This is a genomic window from Aeromonas sp. 61P (assembly GCF_051919545.1).
Taxonomy (GTDB): domain Bacteria; phylum Pseudomonadota; class Gammaproteobacteria; order Enterobacterales; family Aeromonadaceae; genus Aeromonas; species Aeromonas veronii.
On record NZ_JBQBEL010000001.1, the window covers coordinates 4,168,033 to 4,186,212 of the forward strand.

The 18,180-nt window shown below is 58.1% G+C and carries 9 protein-coding genes; 1 reads left to right on the plus strand and 8 read right to left on the minus strand.

What is annotated here, in order from left to right:
* Window positions 1-45: 45 nt before the first annotated feature.
* Entirely contained in the window at window positions 46-282 is a 237-nt protein-coding gene (locus ACTG2O_RS19390) for a hypothetical protein (RefSeq protein WP_192811949.1), read from the plus strand.
* Window positions 283-408: 126 nt separating this feature from the next.
* Here ACTG2O_RS19390 and ACTG2O_RS19395 read toward each other — a convergent pair whose 3' ends face one another.
* The 8 genes from ACTG2O_RS19395 to ACTG2O_RS19430 all read right to left on the minus strand — a co-directional run bounded on the left by ACTG2O_RS19395 (window position 409) and on the right by ACTG2O_RS19430 (window position 18,129).
* Window positions 409-1,134, minus strand: coding sequence for a transposase (locus ACTG2O_RS19395; RefSeq protein WP_439976500.1), 726 nt, complete (start codon window positions 1,132-1,134; stop codon window positions 409-411).
* Between the two features lie 153 nt (window positions 1,135-1,287).
* Entirely contained in the window at window positions 1,288-1,515 is a 228-nt protein-coding gene (locus ACTG2O_RS19400; RefSeq protein ID WP_041201855.1) for a hypothetical protein, read from the minus strand.
* Complete coding sequence (locus tag ACTG2O_RS19405) at window positions 1,512-12,908, minus strand: two-partner secretion domain-containing protein (protein ID WP_439976501.1); 11,397 nt, start codon at window positions 12,906-12,908, stop codon at window positions 1,512-1,514. Before ACTG2O_RS19405 ends, ACTG2O_RS19400 begins: the two co-directional genes overlap by 4 nt.
* A gap of 88 nt (window positions 12,909-12,996) precedes the next feature.
* Window positions 12,997-14,436 carry a ShlB/FhaC/HecB family hemolysin secretion/activation protein gene (locus ACTG2O_RS19410; RefSeq protein ID WP_192811948.1) on the minus strand — a complete coding sequence of 480 codons (1,440 nt, stop codon included), beginning with the start codon at window positions 14,434-14,436 and terminating at the stop codon, window positions 12,997-12,999.
* 596 nt (window positions 14,437-15,032) lie between these two features.
* Window positions 15,033-15,956, minus strand: a complete 924-nt coding sequence (gene rluB, locus ACTG2O_RS19415) for a 23S rRNA pseudouridine(2605) synthase RluB (RefSeq protein WP_439976502.1) — start codon at window positions 15,954-15,956, stop codon at window positions 15,033-15,035.
* A 134-nt stretch (window positions 15,957-16,090) separates the two neighbouring features.
* Window positions 16,091-16,663, minus strand: coding sequence for an SMC-Scp complex subunit ScpB (gene scpB / locus ACTG2O_RS19420; protein WP_019445652.1), 573 nt, complete (start codon window positions 16,661-16,663; stop codon window positions 16,091-16,093).
* The gene (locus tag ACTG2O_RS19425; RefSeq protein ID WP_019445651.1) at window positions 16,647-17,516 is read right to left on the minus strand and encodes a segregation and condensation protein A; all 870 of its coding nucleotides are present in this window, start codon (window positions 17,514-17,516) and stop codon (window positions 16,647-16,649) included. The genes scpB and ACTG2O_RS19425 overlap by 17 nt, the downstream gene beginning before the upstream one ends.
* Window positions 17,509-18,129: an L-threonylcarbamoyladenylate synthase gene (locus ACTG2O_RS19430; RefSeq protein WP_005338129.1), complete on the minus strand. Its 621-nt coding sequence runs from the start codon at window positions 18,127-18,129 to the stop codon at window positions 17,509-17,511. Before ACTG2O_RS19430 ends, ACTG2O_RS19425 begins: the two co-directional genes overlap by 8 nt.
* Between the last annotated feature and the right edge of the window lie 51 nt (window positions 18,130-18,180).

The following is an 18,180-nucleotide window of genomic DNA, read 5'->3' on the forward strand; positions in this document are numbered from 1 at the left end:
CTTTTGTAGCAAGCCACTATCGAACTGCTTGCAGGCATTATAAGGGTGTATGCATTCGAACTGATGCATGTAAAACTCGGCTGGCAGGAGAAATTTTCAGGTTTAGAAAGCAACGGCCCCTGCACAACCATTTACTGGACTATGTGCAATACCCAGAGCTATCAGCAGGGTAAACGCAAAGCAATCAAATCTGTGGTTGATGGCATCGCCGCTGGCCACAGTGGCGGGCAAACTGCTGGCATTGATCTCTGCCTCCCACCACTCTTATCCCTTGTCGCCTGAATAGCGCCACCTGTTTCAACCAGAGAACACCATCAAGGCCCAACCGTTCCAGAATGGGTCCAAGTTGAGCCGGAATATGACCCCGTTTGTCGGGCCGAATAGCACGGCCTGTCCAATCAACCAGCATCAGGTAGTCGGTGAAGGAATAGGGCAGTTCTTCAGGCTTCCCCTGGCTGGAAACGGCAGTAACAGTGGTGGCAAAACCTCAGGAGCAGCAGGCTCGTCAAGGCGCTGTTTGATACTGGTGTAGTCACTCTGCTCTGGCCGATCGGTCAACGCGGCTCGTATCGGATTGAGGTCAACATACGCCATACAGGCCAATAAGGCAGATTCGGTGAGCAAAGCCTGACTCTTGAAGCGGCCCTCCCAGAAATGGCCCTTGCAACTATCTTCCTGATTGGCCTGACGGGCCAGATTTTCATTGAGTAGCCGAATAAACCAGCTGATGGAGTGAAGCCGCTCTCGCCATTGGGTAAGCAATTGCTGCACAACAGCCAGTTCAGGCTCGATCAACATCTCCCCCTGATACCAACGCCTGACCAAATTCGGCCACTGGAAAAGCGCCGCCCAGCGCTCAGCCACCTCCCGCTCACTCCAGTTGGCCGCAGTATCTGGCTCCACCTTGAGCACCAGATGATAGTGATTGCTCATCACCGCGTAGGCACAAATGCCGATAGCAAACAGCCGCGACAGTTGCCCCAACTTGTCGACCACCCATTGGCGTCGATGCTCATAACTCTGGCCGGAGTGGGAATCCTCTCCGCACAGAAAAGCTCGCCGCACACAGCGACTGACCACGTGGTAGTAAGGCGTATCCTGCAAGCTGATTTGACGTGAACGGGCAATGGTCATGGCACATCCCTCAACGGTGACCTCTCAAGTCAACAACAGCACTACGCCTCTGTCAAAAAGGTGGGTGTCCCAGATTATCTCCAGATTATCTCCTACCATACTTATCTAACCAGTCTGTTATTTGTTTGTTTCAAAACTCACATATACTTTACCTCACTCTTTTTTTTCACTTTTTTTAAAGAGAGAGACAACAAAAACATATATTGATATCGATGTTCCCGCTATAAATCCAAATATAACACCCCGTTCAACCTCTCCTTTAGGAACAAGAAGCTCGCCTTCTTTAAAATAAAAAAAGATGGAGCTTACCCCTCCGATCAAAAAACATAAAAGGACACAAAAAAAACATGAGTAAAGCCATAACCCAAGATAATACTTCATTTCATAACCTCTTTTTTTTCAACTCTCTCTAAAAGCAACTTATTAGAGTACCCAGTAAAAAACTCACCACCAAGACTGCCTGTCGTTTCAAAAACAAACCCTGGAATTTTGTCTCCCTTTAGGATCTTATTCGAAAGCCCAGGCATATACTTTCCATATGCGCCCCCCAAGGCAGCTCCGACCCCGGAAACACCAGCCTTATCAATACTAAAATCATCTAAAATCAGAGATGAGCCAATAGCTATACCTATATTTTCCTTTATACCTCTACCAGGGGCCAACGCTCCTGTAACTGCTGCATTAGCACTTCCCCAATAATCCCAAGATTTATTTTCATTGCCAGGCCGACTAAGGTCATACCACTGATATGCTGCATTAGCCATAGTTGATATTGATGATCCTGCGAAAACACTCTCGACTGCTGCTGCAGGTCCAAAATATGCGGCACCGACAATATAGGTACTTGTTTTAAGTGTTTCCTTTAGCGTTTCTTTCTTAGCCTCTTCATCAGCCTTTTTAATTATGGGTTCAAGTCCTTTATTCACATCGGCCATCTTCGCTTCAGCAGCTAAATTAAACATATGCTGGAGACTATTGTAACGATACACCGTCTCCGCCCGCTCAGCACCGGTATCGAAATCAGCAGCATCGCCAGTAACTGCCGCTGCTGCAAGGCCACCCAACACCTTGTTGAGGGCAACCTGATACTCCTCGTTGCCGCCAAAGGCCCCTAGACTCCAGTTACTGGCCAGCTCTGACATAGCGCCGCCTGCCGCTCCCGCCGCAAACTTGCCGCCAGTAATCTCGGCAATGGCGCCGCTGGTCACCCCATGGGCAGCGATTTTTCCTGCCTCTGCCAACGGGCTGTTAGCAGCATCAAATTTAATGCCTTGATCCCCTATCCAGTTGGCCGTGGCTTTACCCACTTCCCCCTGAATATTGGACAACAGGCTGGCTTTAAAGGCATCCGCAAAGTGGGAGCCATTGATGGTGGTGTTAATCCCTGCGGTCACGACCGAGTGACTGGTCACTCGGTTGAAGGTATCCCAGGAGAACAGATTGGAGGCCGCAGGCTGGCTGGCGGCATTGCTGGCCGCTGGTGCAGCACTCGCCCATCCCATCGCTTTGTCCAGTCCCTGTAGCGCCCCTGCCGTTGCCACCGAGGTCGCTAACTGCTTGACGCTGGCACTGCTGCCCAGCTCTTTGAGTACCGCTCCCAGATTTCCGCCATTGTTAATGGTGGAGATAGTTGCTTGGCTAACCAGGGTGCTGAACGCTGCATTGGCCATGGCAGCTGTGGCTGTCCCTTGAGCTGCCCCCAGTGCTGCTGCTCCCGCCCCTCCGGTTGCAACAGCCAAGGCGATGGCAATAATTGAGGACGCAATTGGACTCAGACTTTGTTGGCTGTAGTTCCACTGCTCATAAGCCTCTTGCACCGCCTCCATCTTCACACCTGGCATAGCGCGAACCTGCTCAACCCAGGCCATTCCTGGCTGAGCTGCCAGTGTATCGAGTCGAGCTTGCAAGGTTTCACCCTCACGCTGACCCACTTGCAGCAATACACCCTGGCCCGCGCTGATATTGATATCAGCCCCGTCCAGCTGGTTCTGACGCTCGATGGTACTGTTGGTGCCATTGCCGGACATCTTCACCATCACACCGCTCTTCTTCTCATCCTTGCGGTAGAAGTGCTCGTCGGTTGCGGTCAGGAGCTTGAGTTGACCGTCAGTGTCAATGGCAAGGCTGTCTGCGGCTTTGATATCGCTGCCCTTGAGGGTCATGTCCCCCTGGCTGGCGAGGCTCACGTTGCCACCGGCAGTGATGGTAGTACCCTGTGCCGTCACATCCTTCTGCTCTATCTCGGTACTTTTTGACTTGAAGGTGTTTTTGGTCTTGCTCTTCTCGAAGTGATAGGCCTCGTTGTCAGCCGTAAGCAGTTGCAGTTCACCACCTGCTTGCAGGCTGGCCTTGCCTTGTGCCTCGATGGTGCTGGCCTGGGCCAGCAAGTTGTTGCCTGCACTCAGACTCACGTTATCACCAGAGACAGTGGTGCCGATTTGGGTGATAGTGCGGTCGATGGTGTGTTTTTTACCTTGGTGCACATCATCACTGGTCTGGTTCGCTTCGCTGGCCAGAACCAGGTTATTGCCTGCACTCAGGCTCACATCGCCCTTGGCTTCAGCCGTTGAGGCAACCAGACTCAGGTCATTGCCTGCAGTGAGGGAGAGATTGCCAGTGGCATTGAGCTCGCTCATCAACTGCTCGACTCGGGAGAAACGGCTATTACCCTCTTCCCACTTGCGTCTATCTTCCAGACTGCCAATGGTGATATCCCTCCCTGCATTGAGGGTCATATCCAGCCCAGACAGCAGGTTACTGGCCGACAGCGAAATATCCAGCCCTGCCTGCAACATCAGGTTACCAGCCGATTCAATGCGGGCGATATCGCCGATATCGGTGCGGCTAAAGCGGGTCTGGTCGCTCAAGACATCGGAGAGAATGCCGTTGACATCCACATGACGCTGGGCCGTCCGGGTTTCATTGCGCACCGAACCATCCAGCGATGCAATGGCGACCTTTCCACCCTTGATAAGGCTCTGATTGAGGATATCCCCCTTGGCGAGCAGCTCAAGTCGACCGCCAGCCTGGATTTGGCCCTGGTTGACCAGGGTTGTGCCGCTCTTGAGCGAGAGTGTGCCATCGGCCAACAGAGTGCCGCTATTGTTGATGCCACCAGCAGTGAGATCGATATTGGCAGCAGTAATTACGCTACCTGAGAGATGGCGCTTGTCGGCCTCGGTCAGATAGAGCTTGGGCGCGAGCACAATCTGGCCGTTGAACCAGACCGGCTCCCACCACACCATGCTGCGGCCAAGCTGGGCAACCTGAGCGGCACTTAACGTTACCCCCGGGGTCAGACCCAGATCACGGCGGTTTTGCGCCGCGTTATCAATCAGCCAGCGCATCTGGGCCAAATCAGAGCCCATCTCGCCATTGATAAAGCGGCGGCCCGTTTGCGCCAGCACCGCATCGCGGATAACACGGGTATCGAAGGCGGCATCACCGAGCAGCTTGATATCTTTTTCTGGCGCAAAATTTACCTGCCCGAAGAAGTAACTGGAGCCGAGGAATTTATCGACCTGGGTCAGAGTCGGGCTGGTTTCAATCTGTGGCTGGGTCGCCAGCGCAGGCACCGTTTGCTGGCCGGTTTGCACCGGGCCAGGCGCCGTTACCGCTACGGCCGAGACCACCGGCGCTTGCCAACCCGGTTGCAAGCTCTGTTGCCACTGACCTGCTGTGGTGACATGACCACTGTTTGACGGTGTCATTCCGCTTGGCAACTGCAGATCAGGGGCGTTGAACCCGCCACTTGTACGGCCCGGCAGCGTCCAGTCCGTTCCATGATCTGTAACCTGAGCAACGCCACCACTGCCTGAAACCGCCTCGAAGGAGAGCGGTCCAGCCCCCTGCAACTGCTGCTGAAGCGCAGCATCAATGCGATCCATCATACCGTTACCGGCCTGACCCAGATTGGCCAGCAGCGGGTTGACTTCAATCAGGTAGGGACTGTCGCTATTGCCGTTAATGGTAAAGAGCCCCTTGTCGCCATTGGGCAACTGAAAGTCAGGCAAGGGCACGCCGTTGTCCGGGCCGACGGGTTTTAGCTGCTGCGCCAAGTATTGGGCATCGCCCTGTAAACCGGGGGCGGTACCCGCACCCTGTGCTTGCGGCAAGGAGATGGAGGGGCGTTCGGTGGTGCTGCTGACCGGTCCAGCATGGGCTTTGATCGTGACGTTATCGATCATCCCGGCAACGGTGCCGGTTAGGTTATCGCCTGCCGATATAAGGGATGAATGAGATACACCATCACCCCTCTCGGAACGAGCACCTTTAAATCCATATGCAAGTGACACGAAACCTGACTCACCTGGGCGTAAACCTGACGAGTACGCATACACTCGATAAGGATTGTCATCGCCTATAAATTCGTATTCATATATCTCTTTGACTGTCCCTGTTTGATAACTGCGGTTGACAAGAGTATTGGCTATCAAACTTATATTTTTTGTTGCTGCAATGGTTCCCGCATCATTTGTTAATTGCGTGGCATTAATTGCGATATCACGACCAGCGAGCATGCGACCTCGGCCCATCACCTCTGCATTTAGCTTATCCTCTTTAATAACGAACGTTTTGTTTCCCCAATCGCGGGGTATAAAGTACACGCAGGATCCACCCTGGGCTCCACTGCAAGGCTGACGAGCCGAAAGCTGACTTGTATGTGTTGGTACGTATATGACTCTCGCACCTTGCCCCGGGATATGTTCTCGATAGTCTACTGTTGACTGGGTCACATTCACCGACGTAGCTTTATTGGTCACGTTGGTTATATCAACGATTAAGTCCCCCGTTGCAGCCTCTATCGTACCTCCCTCGTTATTTAAATGCCCTCCCGTAGTGCCCTGCCTCAAGGTGATATTATGCTCAGCAAATAGCGTGCCGCCCTCATTGGTCAGATTGCTATTTGCCGTCAATTTCTGGTTGCCACCGCTATATACAGTCCCGCCATTAAACAGCGACTCACCCTGCCACCCCAGGTCGCCTAGGCTGGCCAGCATACCGGTGTTGCGCAGATCACCCTGCGTATTGAGCGTCAGCCCTTGCCCACTCTGCACACTGCCGCTGTTCTCCAGCCGCTGGGCACCCAGTTGCATGACACCATTGCTCACCAACGCACCGCGGTTATTAAGCTGACCGGTGACGCCCGCATTGAAACGCTGGCCTGCCCCCCACTGCCCCTGATGTTGCCAGTCCCCCTGCACCTGCAGGTCCAACGACCCCTTGGCGCTGAGGATGCCCTGGCTGGTCATCGATGAACCCACCTTGAGTGCCAGGTCCCCGCCAGAGAGCCATTCACCGATGCCCGTTACCCGACCCGCATCCAGCGTCGCCTTCTGCCCCGCCAGTATCTTGCCCGGTGCATATAGTTCGCCGCTGCGCAGGGTCAGCTGTTGTCCAAACAGGGTGCCGCTGTTGGCCAGCCGCGCCAGTGGCGAGGCCTCCAGTAAATTGGCACTGATGAGACCACTGTTGTCGAGCTGGCTGCCCTTGAGTAAAAGTTGGCCGGCCGAGGAGAGCTCACCAGCGTTGGTCAGCGTTGTGGCAGTGATGTCCCCCACATGCTGGCCGCGCAGAACGGCCCCCTGGCTGTTATCCAGTTGCCGAGTCGTCAGGTTCAGCGTGCCGCCCTGTACCCGCCCCCGGTTGAGCAGGGTGTCATGGGTCAGTGTCAGGGTATTGCCCAGCAAGGCACCACGATTGTCGAGCTGGCGACTGCTGATGGTGAGGCCATCCCCCTGCAGGGTGCCCCGGTTATCCAGCCGCGCACCGCTGATGCTGCCCTGGCCGGTAACCAAGATCACCCCATCATTTTGCAGCGCACCGCCGCTTTGCAGACGAGTCGTTTCAACACGGCCCTGCTGCTCGATGAGAGCGGTATTCATGGCCAGTTCGCCGCCGCTCAGCAAGTTGCCGAGCTGGCTTATCAGGGTATTGGCACTAAGCGCCACGTTGCCTTTGGCGGCCAGGGTCCCCTTGAGGGTGAGCGCGGGCGCCGAGAGGGTTGCATTGCCATCGGCCTGTACTGTGCCTGCAAGGGTCGCCCCCTCGGTCAGCTCGGCGTTCAGTCCCCCGTTTGCCCGGGTCTTGCCACCTTGTTGCCAATAGCCGCTGCGCAAGCGCAGGTCACCGCCAGCCAGCAAGTCACCCTGCTGCTCGAACCGTGAGCCCTTGAGGTTCATGCCACGCGCCGACTGCCACAACCCTTGTTGCGTCAGGATAGCGCCATCAAGGGACAGTGCTCCACCAGACACTAGCTGGCTGTCCGCCTGACTGGTCAATGCCCCCCGACTGGTAAGCGTCAGGTTGCCGCCACTCACCAGCGAGCCCCCCAGCGTCATGGTATCGGCCTGAATGTCTGCCTCACCACGAATTCGCCACGGACCGGCCAGTTGCAGCTGGCCGGTACGTAGCTCAAGTGCGCCGCCACTGCCGACGCCACCGCTTCCCTGCCAGCTGGCACTGCGCAGCACAACCTGATTGCCTTGCAGTTGGCCATGGTGCTGCACCGCATCACGGGCATTGACCGCCAGGTCGCCACGGCTGGTCAGCTTGCCGCGACTGGTCAGTGTGCCGGAGTCCAGCAACACCCGCTCCCCTTGCAGGTCACCGTCCAGGGTGACGGACTCACCCTGCAGCGTCAGCGCGCCATTGGTCACGGCACTGCCGCTGTGCGCCAAATTCGCGCCTTGCCAGCTCAGATCCCCCGCCGATGAGAGTGTCCCCTGGCTGGTCAATGTGCCCGCATGGAGTTGCAACTGGCCATTGCTGGCTGTGGTGCTGCCACTGCCCAGCGTGGCTTCGTTGGTATTCAGAACAAGGTCTTTATTGGCCAACAGCTTGCCGCTGCTGCTCAGCTGGGGAGCGTTGATGGTAAGGTCAGCACCGGCAAGCAACGTTCCGCTGTTATCCAGTGCATCCAGTGTCAATGTCTGGCCCAGGCCGCTGACCCACTGACCGCTGTTGAGCAGCCGGTTGGCCGTCAAGGTGATGCCCTGGTCCGATTGCCAGTGGCCCCGGTTCGTCAGGGTGCCAGTCTTCAGGTTCAGTGCGTCCTTGCTGACCAGCGCACCACCGTTGTCAATGTGTGCCGCCGTCAACGTTATCGCTTGCGCCGACACCTTACCATCATTGCGCAGGGTATCGGCGACCTGCAGTGACAGTGAGCCACCGCTGGCCAATATCCCCTGTTGTGACAACAGGGTGGCTTCGATGCGCTGGGCCCCTCCCGCTACCGCACTGCCCTGCAGCGTCATCTGGCCAGCCGTCAGCTGTTGCCCTGTTTTGGCCAACAATTGACTCTGCTGGCCGGTAGTGAGGGTGGTCGCCGTCACCTGCTGATGGTCCCCTTTGAGGGTGCCATCCAGCGTCACTTGTTCACCACTCAAGGTGACATCTCGCGCGGCCACCGTGCCCGACATCACCAGCGTTTTGCCGCGCCACTGCAGTTGGTCGGCAGCCAGGTTGCCGGCCAGCGCTGCCTGCTCCGCCGTCACAACGAGCTCACCGTCGGCCTGGGTCAGGCCATTCAGATTCAGAAGTGAGGCCCCCAACTGCATGGGACCATTACTCAGCATGTCACCCTGCGAGTTCAGGGTCGCCGCCGCTAGGTTTATCCCCTCCTTGCCAACCAATACACCGCGGTTGTCCAGACGGGTGGCCGCCTTCATGGTCAATTGACGGGTACCCACATCCCCGCTGTTGAGCAAGGTATCGCCCGTCAGCGTGGCATGCCCGGCCAACAGCGCGCCCAGATTGCGCCACTGCCCCCCCAGCCAGTTAAACTCACCGCTGCTCTCCATCCGGCTTCGGTTTTCAAGCTCATTCACGGTCAAATCAAGACCGGCGGCCCGCAAGGTGCCGCTGTTAACCAGCTTACTCCCTTTCACCTGCAAGGCACCGTCACCCAGCCACTGACCTTGCTGGGTTATCTCGTCAACCATCAGGGTTTGGCTGCCATTACCCAGCCAGCGCCCTTGTTGCAACAAGCGCTGGCCAGTCAGGTTCAACGGTCCCGCGGCAACCAGGGTGGCACCCTGCTCGTTGTGCCACTCTGTCACCTTAAAATTGGCTGCCTGTTCGCTGGCCAGCCGCCCCTTGTTGGTGAGCGCATCAGCTTGCAATTGCCATTGCCCCGCTTGCCAGTCACCAGCCAACGTCAGTTGTTTACCGGTACTTTGCAGCAACCCGCCAACCCGCCAGACGCCAGCAAGCTGCTGCGTATCCCCCCGCAGGGTAAGGGCACCACCGATGTTTGCATTGCCACCCAGCGCCAGCAGTTTTGCCCCTAGCTGGACCGCCCCCTGACTGGCCAAGCGCCCAGTCAAGGTGGCCTCTGCCGCCTGCAGCGTAATACCCTGTTTACCCTGCAACAGCCCGCCGTTTTGCAGCTCTTTGGTTGTCAGAGAAAGTGTCTTGCCTGCCAGGTTGCCCTGATTGGTGAGGCGCTCCGTGGCGTTGAGTTGGTGGTCGCCACCAGCGATGACCGTGCCTTCGTTATCAAGCGTACGCCCTGCCAGCGCGAGACTCTCCCCTGCTTGCAGCCACCCCTGGTTGACCAGGGTGTCGCTCAGCCAGTTGAGCTGCTGACCTATCAAATGCTGACCACGACTGCTTCCCACCTGGCTATGCAACTGCGCCGCCTTCGCCTGGGTAGTGCCATCCAGTTGTAGCCTGGTCGCATCGATACGCAGCCCCTGGGCCGCATTCATGGCCCCCTGTTGCTGGTACGCATTGGCCACCACTGCCACATCACCTTTGGCAGCCACATCCCCGGCCAGGGTGATGTCATCACCGCTCAGGTTCAGCACGCCACCGGCGCGCAGGGCGCCGCCAGCCTCCTGAGTCAGCTTGTCGCCACGCCAGACCAGCGCATTGTCGGTGGTCAATTCTCCACGCTGTTGCCAGTTGACCGCCGCAATATCAGCCTGGCTTGCCAGCAGCTTGCCACTGCTGGCAAGCGTCTTGGCATCCAGCTTGAGCTGCTTGCCGACTTCCAGCTCTCCGCTCACATCGGCCTGCTCGGCCTGCAGTTGCAGGTTGCCACCAACATGCTGACTCCCGGACAGAGTCAACAAGGTCACCCCCAGTGCCAGGTCAGCCCCGGTGCGCAGCTCCCCACCCAGTTGTAATTCGTCGGCCGTTATCTGCGCGGATGACTTGCTTTCCAGCGCCCCCTTCAACAGCAGGCGGGACCCCGTCACCGCCACTTCATCGGCAAACAGGCCACCCGTGCTGTTCAGTTCGGCAAATGTGAGCGCCAGCTTGCCAGCCGTCACTGCCGTACCGCTGTGGGTCAGCCGCTCCCCGTTCAAATTCAGGGCCTGGCCGGCCTGCAGCCAGCCATTGCCATCCAGCTGCTTGCTGTGCCAGTTCAGCGCATCGGTGGCCAAGATGCGCCCCTGCTGGGTAGCACGCTCACTGGTCAGGGTAATTGCACGCCCTTGCACCAGCCCGGCCAACGCCAGCTCATCGGCATCGACCTTCATCCCCTGGCCACTGGCAAGCTGACCATGTTGCGTGACCTGCTTGCCCTTGATGGCCATATCCTGGCCCGCACCAACCGTACCACCCAGTGCCAGCTGGTCGCCGCTCAGACTCACGCCCTGGTTGGCCAGCAGCTCGCTCGCACTCCCCGTCGCAAACCGTTGCCCTCCCCACGCAATACCTTCCCGACTGTGCAGCTTGCCCTCGCTCGTAGCCTCCTTGACTGCCAGCACCAACGACTGCGCCTTCAGTACACCATCGAAGTTACCTGTCTCGGCCGTCACCCGGGCCTGGCCACCGACCAGACTTTGGCCGCTCAACTGCAGCAACCGGCTGCCCAGCTCCAGTTCACCGTCGGTCAGCTGCTGCCCTGTCAGGGCCAGTTCATCCCCTTTGAGAATCAGCCGGGAGACCCCAAGCAAGGTGCCACTGCTGCGCAGCTGACGACCGGCCAGCGTCGCCAGCTGACTGGCGATACGCCCCTCGTTGTCGAGGGTATCGGCCTGCAACGTCAGGCTGTCGCCTCCCGCCAGAGAGCCTTGGTTCTGCAAGGCATCCCCCTTGAGCACCAGTTGTTTGTCCCCTTGCAGGGTGCCGCTGTTGGTCAGTCGGCTACCCTGCCAGTTCAGGGTCTGCCCTGCCTGCACCTCGCCCCGGTTGGTCAGCACACCCGCCTGCAACTGCACTGCGTTGCCCTTCACCTTGCCCGCCACGGTCAGCTCATTAGCGTTAACATCCAGCGTCGGAGCACCAACGCCCCCCCCAAGGCTCACCTGCTGAGCCTGCAGCTGCATGCGCTGACCTGCGTGACTTTTACCCTGATCTCCCTGCTCCCAGCGCGTACCGGCTTGTATCGCCAGGTTGTTGCCCGCACTCAGCTCGCCGGAGTTATGGCCTCGCTCCCTGAGCACGACGCTCATCGCTTGCCCACTCTTCAACGCTCCCTGGTTATCCAACGTCGTCGTATCGATAGTCAGGTTCTGCGCTGCCTGGGTCGTACCCTCATGACGCAGCGCGCCCGCTGCCAACCGCACTGAGGTTCCTTGAACATTGCCCGCTTGGCGCAGCTGCTCCGCCTGTAGAGTTACTTCCTTTGCAGTCAATGCCGACTGGGTATCCAACTGTTGCGCCGTGACATGGAGTATCTCACCCTGCAACTCGCCTTCTCGTACCACCAGAGCATCGTTCGCCTGCAGCGCCAAGGTGCCACCGCTGCTGACCTTGGTTCGCTGCAACTGTTGTGCACGCGCCTTCAACGTGGCATCGCCTTTTGCCGCGATATCGGCATCTTGCGCCGTCAACTCATCGCCAGCAGCCAGCTTCGCTGCACCACCGCTGTGGATAGCCCCCGTTACCGCCAGATCACCCTGACTGCTGACCTGCAGGTTGCCGGCACTGCTGCTGTCACGCAGCCGCACGCGGCCATTGGCATCAAGGGTCAAATCCCCTTGTTTGGCCACCACGTTGGCCAGATTGACCCCCACCCCTTGTTCGGTCGAGACCAGCCGGATTTTGCCCGCGTACATGCCGCCCAGCGCGGCTGTGTCGATGGCCACTTCTGGAGCCGGGCCATTGCCAGCCTGAGCAACGATTTCCCCAGTCTGGCGGTCAACCTTGTTGGCCCCCGCCACCACATTGACGGTCTGGCCATGCAGTGCGCCATTAAGCTGGACGGCGCGCGCCACCAAGTCGACCGATGCCTGTCTGGTCGCATCCAGTCCCTTGCCACCTACGGTCAGGGTCCCCTGTTTCACATCGAGGGCCTGCAACTGGCCTTGTGCATCCAGCACCGGCTTGCCGGTCGAGAGCGTCACATTGGGGGTATTGATGAAACCGCAGCCATCACAGGTGAGGCCATTGGGGTTGGCCACCACCACACCAGCCTGCGGACCAGCCACTTCCAGATAGCCTTGCAACTGCGACGGGTTGGCACCCACCACTTCGTTGATGATGAGATTGGCCGCTTGACCATTGAGGTGGGGGTTGTTTTGAATAAGCCCACCCAGCTGGGTTTGGGTCAGCTGTCCGGTGGCATTATTGAGGATGACGCCCGCCTGGCCAACGTTGAAATCCTGATAGAGGTTGTGCGATAACCCGGCGCCGTTGGGGGTGGCAATGTCGACGATGGGCACTCCGTTACCGGCCTGATTGAGGGTGGTATTACCGGTCGCCACCGCAATGCCTTCAGCAAATGCCGGGTGGGCAGGTTGCAGTGCCAACAATGCACATAGCTGATACACCACGGCCCGACATACCAGAGAAAACCGCGGTTCACCTTGCTTCTTCATTGCGCTTGCATCCATCTCAACCATCTTCAATCGTCCATTCACGTCTTGATTGCCATCTCGCGACGCTCGACGCATCGCCATCCTATTGCTAGAACGCCACACTCGCCCGGTAGTAGAGCACCCAGGGATCTGCATTGAGCCAGGCGGGGGCGCTTAACGGAAAGCCCACGCTGACGTTGCCGGTAAAGTGGCGATAGCGTTGCTCCCACCCCACGGCGGTGCCCACCATGCCACGCCACTCATCCCCCTGATTGCCCATGTCCACTTGCCCCATATCCAGCGCCAGCCAGGTACGCCATTGACCGAGCCAGGTCGGGGTAGTTCCTTGCCAACTCAGCTCGTTTCGAAGGTATCCGCCCACATCCCCGCTGATACTCTGCTCTTTGAACCCGCGCACCGATGCCTCGCCGCCCAGCGACAAACGCTCCACGCTATAGAGCCGGTCAGGCGTCCATTGGGCATTGAAGGTCGAGAGCCATCCCCACTGACCACCTGCCGTGCTGTAGCTGCCAAACAGCCCCCATTTCTCAAACTGGGCCTGCGGCCACAAAGCCGAGCGGCCACGGTCGCGGTCCGCTCCGAACCAGTCGGTACCGAGCGTCAAGGTAGGGTTTAAGGTGAAGAAATGACGGTCTACTCGCGTCGCCAGATTAAGGCCAAGCCGCAGGGACGAGAGCTGGTAGCTGCTGGTTTCCAGTAACTGTTCCATGATGAAGTTGCGGCTCTGACGATGAGTCACGCCCAGCACACCGGATATCTTGCTCTGCCCATCTCGATAGAGGGTGCGCGTGGCAGAGCCAGTAGTGGTACGGGTATCACCGCGGCTTTCATAGACATAGCCGCGAGAGTCGATATCGTTGCGGTAATCGCCAAATTGATAACCGACATCAAACAACCAGTAGCCATAGGGCAAACTGAAACCGGCTTGCCAGTTGGTGGCGTTGTGGCTGGCTCGCCCATCAGTGCTACTGCCAGCCATCAGGGTCCATTGCTCGGCCAGTGACAACAGGTTGTCGGCAGTCAACGAAATTCTCCCCTGCTCCTCCCCTGTGCTCTGCTGACCACTGTTGTCGAACTCCAGCGCACCTTGTAGCGGTACACCCTTGGTGCCCTTCAAATTGACGATGGATTGACCAGGCGCACGACCCGGCTGGATATCAAGCTGATAAGAGAGCGAATGCAGGCGAGAAAGATGGTCTACCCCCTGCTCCAGATCACGCAGATTGAGCACCTGCCCGACCAGGCCCGGGAAGAGGGTACGAGTGATGGGATCCGGCTCGCCATTAACCACAATGGCTTCGATGCGCCCTTCGAGCACCGCAATGGTGAGCGTCCCCTTCGCCAAATCCTGCTCAGGCAGAAAGGCTCGGCTGGTGACGAAGCCGGCCGCCAGATACCACTGACTGACATCGCGAATAAGGGCATTGATGTGGATGAGCCCCATGCAGCTATTGAGGTAAGGAGACGCCAATCGGGTTTGCTGGCTGGCAGACAACTGCGACGCCCCCTCAAAGTGAATCTTGCTCACTTGGAAACAGGGGCCTTGGGCTTGTGGCACTTGTTCGGTAGATTCAGTTGGCAGTGACAGAGGTCGAGCAACCTCCTCGCGCTGACGAGCCGCCTCTTCCAACAAGGCGCGCTGGCGCTGCTGAATCTCTTGCTGCTCTGCAGGTGATACCGCCAATAAGGGAGAATGATAGAGAGTAAAAAAAAGTGATAATAAAAACATGCCCCCTGCCAATACAGGGCGCAATTGAAAAGAGATCATCAGCCTGAACAACCCGAAATAGTTATATTGATTTATTTGCCAGCGTAAGCAACGCATGCATCCGGCATGAAAAGCTGCGCTTGGAACCCTGACCTATTATTCACCAATCCATCCGGAGTTGTGAATAAAAAAGAATCGTTTATCTGTTAACTGAGCCACAAAAAATAACCACGAAACAAGAAAAACGTTTTCCTGTTTGGGTCAACAAATAAGCGGCCTTATTGATAAAAACCCAAATAAATATTTATTTGGCCAGGTAGTTATATTGTTAAGGATATAAAAAAGCCCGCACCAGTTGGTACGGGCTTTTGGGCAAGTTTGCACGTCTATCAGTGTGCGTCACTGGCAAACGGCGCTTACTTGCTGCCGGTACCGGAGTTGCGGGTAGAGGCTTGCGTCTTGCGACGGGCGGTGGTGGCGCGAGCGCGCGGCTCTTTGCCCTGCATCTCTTTGTGACGCTGCACGGCGCGACGGATCTGGGCGGCCTGCTTGTGACGGCTGGTTTTGCCATCCTGCTGCAGGTCGACTTTGGATTCGGTCTCCGGCGGCAGGTTGACCAGACCGCGCAGGTAGTTCACTTCCGGCAGTTTCAGCTCTTGCCAGCCGCCGCGCGGGATGCCGCGGTCCAGCTTGACGTCGCCGTAGCGGATACGCATCAGGCGGCTCACCTGCACTTCCTGGGATTCCCACAGGCGGCGCACTTCACGATTGCGACCTTCGGTCAGGGTGACGTTGAACCACTGGTTCAGACCCTCACCGCCAGCCGGTTTGATCTTGTTGAACTTGGCGGTGCCATCTTCCAGCTGCACGCCCTTGCGCAGACGCTGCAGCATGGCTTCGGTGATTTCGCCAAAGACACGTACCGCGTATTCCCGTTCCACTTCGTGGCTCGGGTGCATCAGACGGTTGGCCAGCTCACCGTCGGTGGTGAACAACAACAGACCTGAGGTGTTGACGTCGAGGCGGCCGACCGCAATCCAGCGGGCACCTTCCATCTTGGGCAGACGATCAAACACGGTGGGACGACCTTCCGGATCGTGACGGGTACACATCTCCCCTTCCGGCTTGTGGTAAGCCAGTACGCGGCAGATCACTTCCTCTGCGGCACGGGTCTTGACCTGGTGACCATCCACCCGGATCACGGCGTTCACTTCGACGCGATCCCCCAGTGTGGCGACCTTGCCATCCACACTGACCCGACCTGCGGTGATCAGGGCCTCCATCTCACGACGGGAGCCGTGACCCGCGCGGGCCAACACTTTTTGCAGTTTTTCACTCATCGGGGTTACCTGATTGTTGATCGCTGCCCACAGGTAATAGGGGCAACGGGGTTAACTGTAACAAACGCCGGTTGGAGCCTTTGCCACAGTTGAAAAATGTATATCTCGGTGACATCGGCACACTTGGGCACCATTCACCGGGCATCGCTCTCCCCGTCCACCGCAGAGGGCAACAGGGGTTGCAGCTCCGGATCCAGCTCGGGGAGCTGCTCCAGACTCTGCAGATTAAAGTAATCCAGAAACTCTTTGGTGGTGGCGAGCAGCTCGGGGCGACCGGCCACCTCTTTGTGGCCGATGCTGCGCACCCAGCCACGCTCTTTCAGGGTATTCACTATCTGGCTCGACACCGCCACCCCGCGGATCGCTTCGATCTCGGCCCGGGTGATGGGTTGGCGATAGGCGATCAGGGTCAGCGTCTCCATCACGGCGCGCGAATAACGCGGCGCTCGCTCGCTCCATAGCCTTGATAGCTCCTCGGCATACTCCTGACGCGCCTGAAAGCGCCAGCCGGAGGCGACCTCTTTGAGTTCGACGCCTCGCGAGCTGTAATCTTGCCTAATCTCGGCCAACAGCAGCTGAACATAGCGACTGGTCACCGGATAATCGGCCAGCACGCTGCTTTTCAGCTCGCTGACATTGAGCGGACGACCGGCCACAAACAGCGCAGCTTCGATCAGGGTCTTGAGTCGTTCAGTGGGCAGCGCCACGGTTGCCCTCCTCGCTCTGCTCGGCCAATGCGAAATGAATTGGGCCGAGTGGTTCTGCCTGCAGGATCCAGATCAGTTGCTCCTTGCAAAGCTCCAGCAGGGCCAGAAACGTCACCAGTACCCCCATGCGCCCCTCTTCGGCGCGCAGCACCTGCTCCAGGCGCAGGGTCTGCCCCAGCGTGAGCATGGCAAGGATCTCCGCCATGCGCACCCGGGTCGGGATCTGTTCGCGGCGGATCTGGTGATGTTCGAAATGAGTCGCGCGTTTTACCACACTTTGCATGTAAAGGGCGAGCTCAACCAGCGAAACATCGGGCGCAAGTGGCTTGAGGGCACCAAAATCGGGGGGCAAGGCGGCTGCGATATAAATCTCTCGCTCCACCCGTGGCAGCTCATTGACCTTCTCTGCACCTACCTTATAACGCTCGTACTCCTGCAGGCGGCGGATCAGGGTCACCCGCGGGTCTTCCCCCTCCTCTTCATCCTCCAGCTCCGGCGCCTTGGGCAGCAGCAGGCGGGATTTGATCTCCGCCAGCCAGGCTGCCATCAGCAGATATTCAGCCGCCAGCTCAAGGTTGAGCCCCTGCATCAGCTCCACGTACTCCATGTACTGGGCGGTGATCTGAAGGATCGGCAGGTTGAGGATATCGAGCTGCTGGCGCCGGATCAGATAGAGCAGCAGATCGAGCGGCCCCTCGAAGGTATCGAGGAACACCTCCAGCGCATCGGGCGGGATGAACAGGTCCTGGGGCAGCTCGTGATAGGGCTGCCCAAGGACTTTCGCGATGGGTAGTGCGGTGCCAGCCCCCGTCTCGGCGGAAGGGACTGTCACCGGTTCAGCGACATCACTCAAACGGGGTCGGGTCTCCGGCACCGCGACGACGCAATACCGGCTCGTCGTCAGAGAAATCGACCACAGTCGTGGGCTGCTCGCCCAGATAACCCCCGTTGACCACCAGATCGATCTGCTTGCCCAGCTTGTCGAAGATCTCTTCCGGATCGAACTCGGCCATCTCGGAGTCCGGCAGGATCAATGTGGTGGAGAGCAGCGGCTCGCCGAGTGCTTCCAAGAGCGCCTGAGCAATCTTGTTGTCCGGTACCCGGATGCCGATGCTCTTCTTCTTCTCGTTCATCAGACGGCGCGGCACCTCTTTGGTCGCCTTGAAGATGAAGGTGTAGGCGCCCGGGGTGTTGTTCTTGATCAGGCGAAACGCGCTGTTGTCGACCTTGGCGTAGGTGGAGATCTCGGAGAGATCGCGACACACCAGGGTGAAGTCGTGGTTGGCGTCGAGGCGACGGATGCGGCAGATGCGCTCCAGCGCGCCCTTGTCACCCATCTGGCAACCCAGCGCATAACCGGAGTCGGTCGGATAGACGATCACGCCGCCGTTCTGGATGATCTGTACTGCCTGACCGATCAGTCGGGCCTGGGGGTTTTCAGGATGTACGTAAAAATGCTGACTCATAGCTTGTTCTCGCAATGGGGGCAGCAATACCTGCCCGCTCGTATGGTCACG

Bases quoted from the DNA above. Each gene is read 5' to 3' on its own strand.
- ACTG2O_RS19405 (WP_439976501.1), bottom strand. From the start codon at position 12,908: ATGAAGAAGCAAGGTGAACCGCGGTTTTCTCTGGTATGTCGGGCCGTG.
- ACTG2O_RS19395 (WP_439976500.1), bottom strand. From the start codon at position 1,134: ATGACCATTGCCCGTTCACGTCAAATCAGCTTGCAGGATACGCCTTAC.
- rluB (WP_439976502.1), bottom strand. From the start codon at position 15,956: ATGAGTGAAAAACTGCAAAAAGTGTTGGCCCGCGCGGGTCACGGCTCC.
- ACTG2O_RS19400 (WP_041201855.1), bottom strand. From the start codon at position 1,515: ATGAAGTATTATCTTGGGTTATGGCTTTACTCATGTTTTTTTTGTGTC.
- ACTG2O_RS19430 (WP_005338129.1), bottom strand. From the start codon at position 18,129: ATGAGTCAGCATTTTTACGTACATCCTGAAAACCCCCAGGCCCGACTG.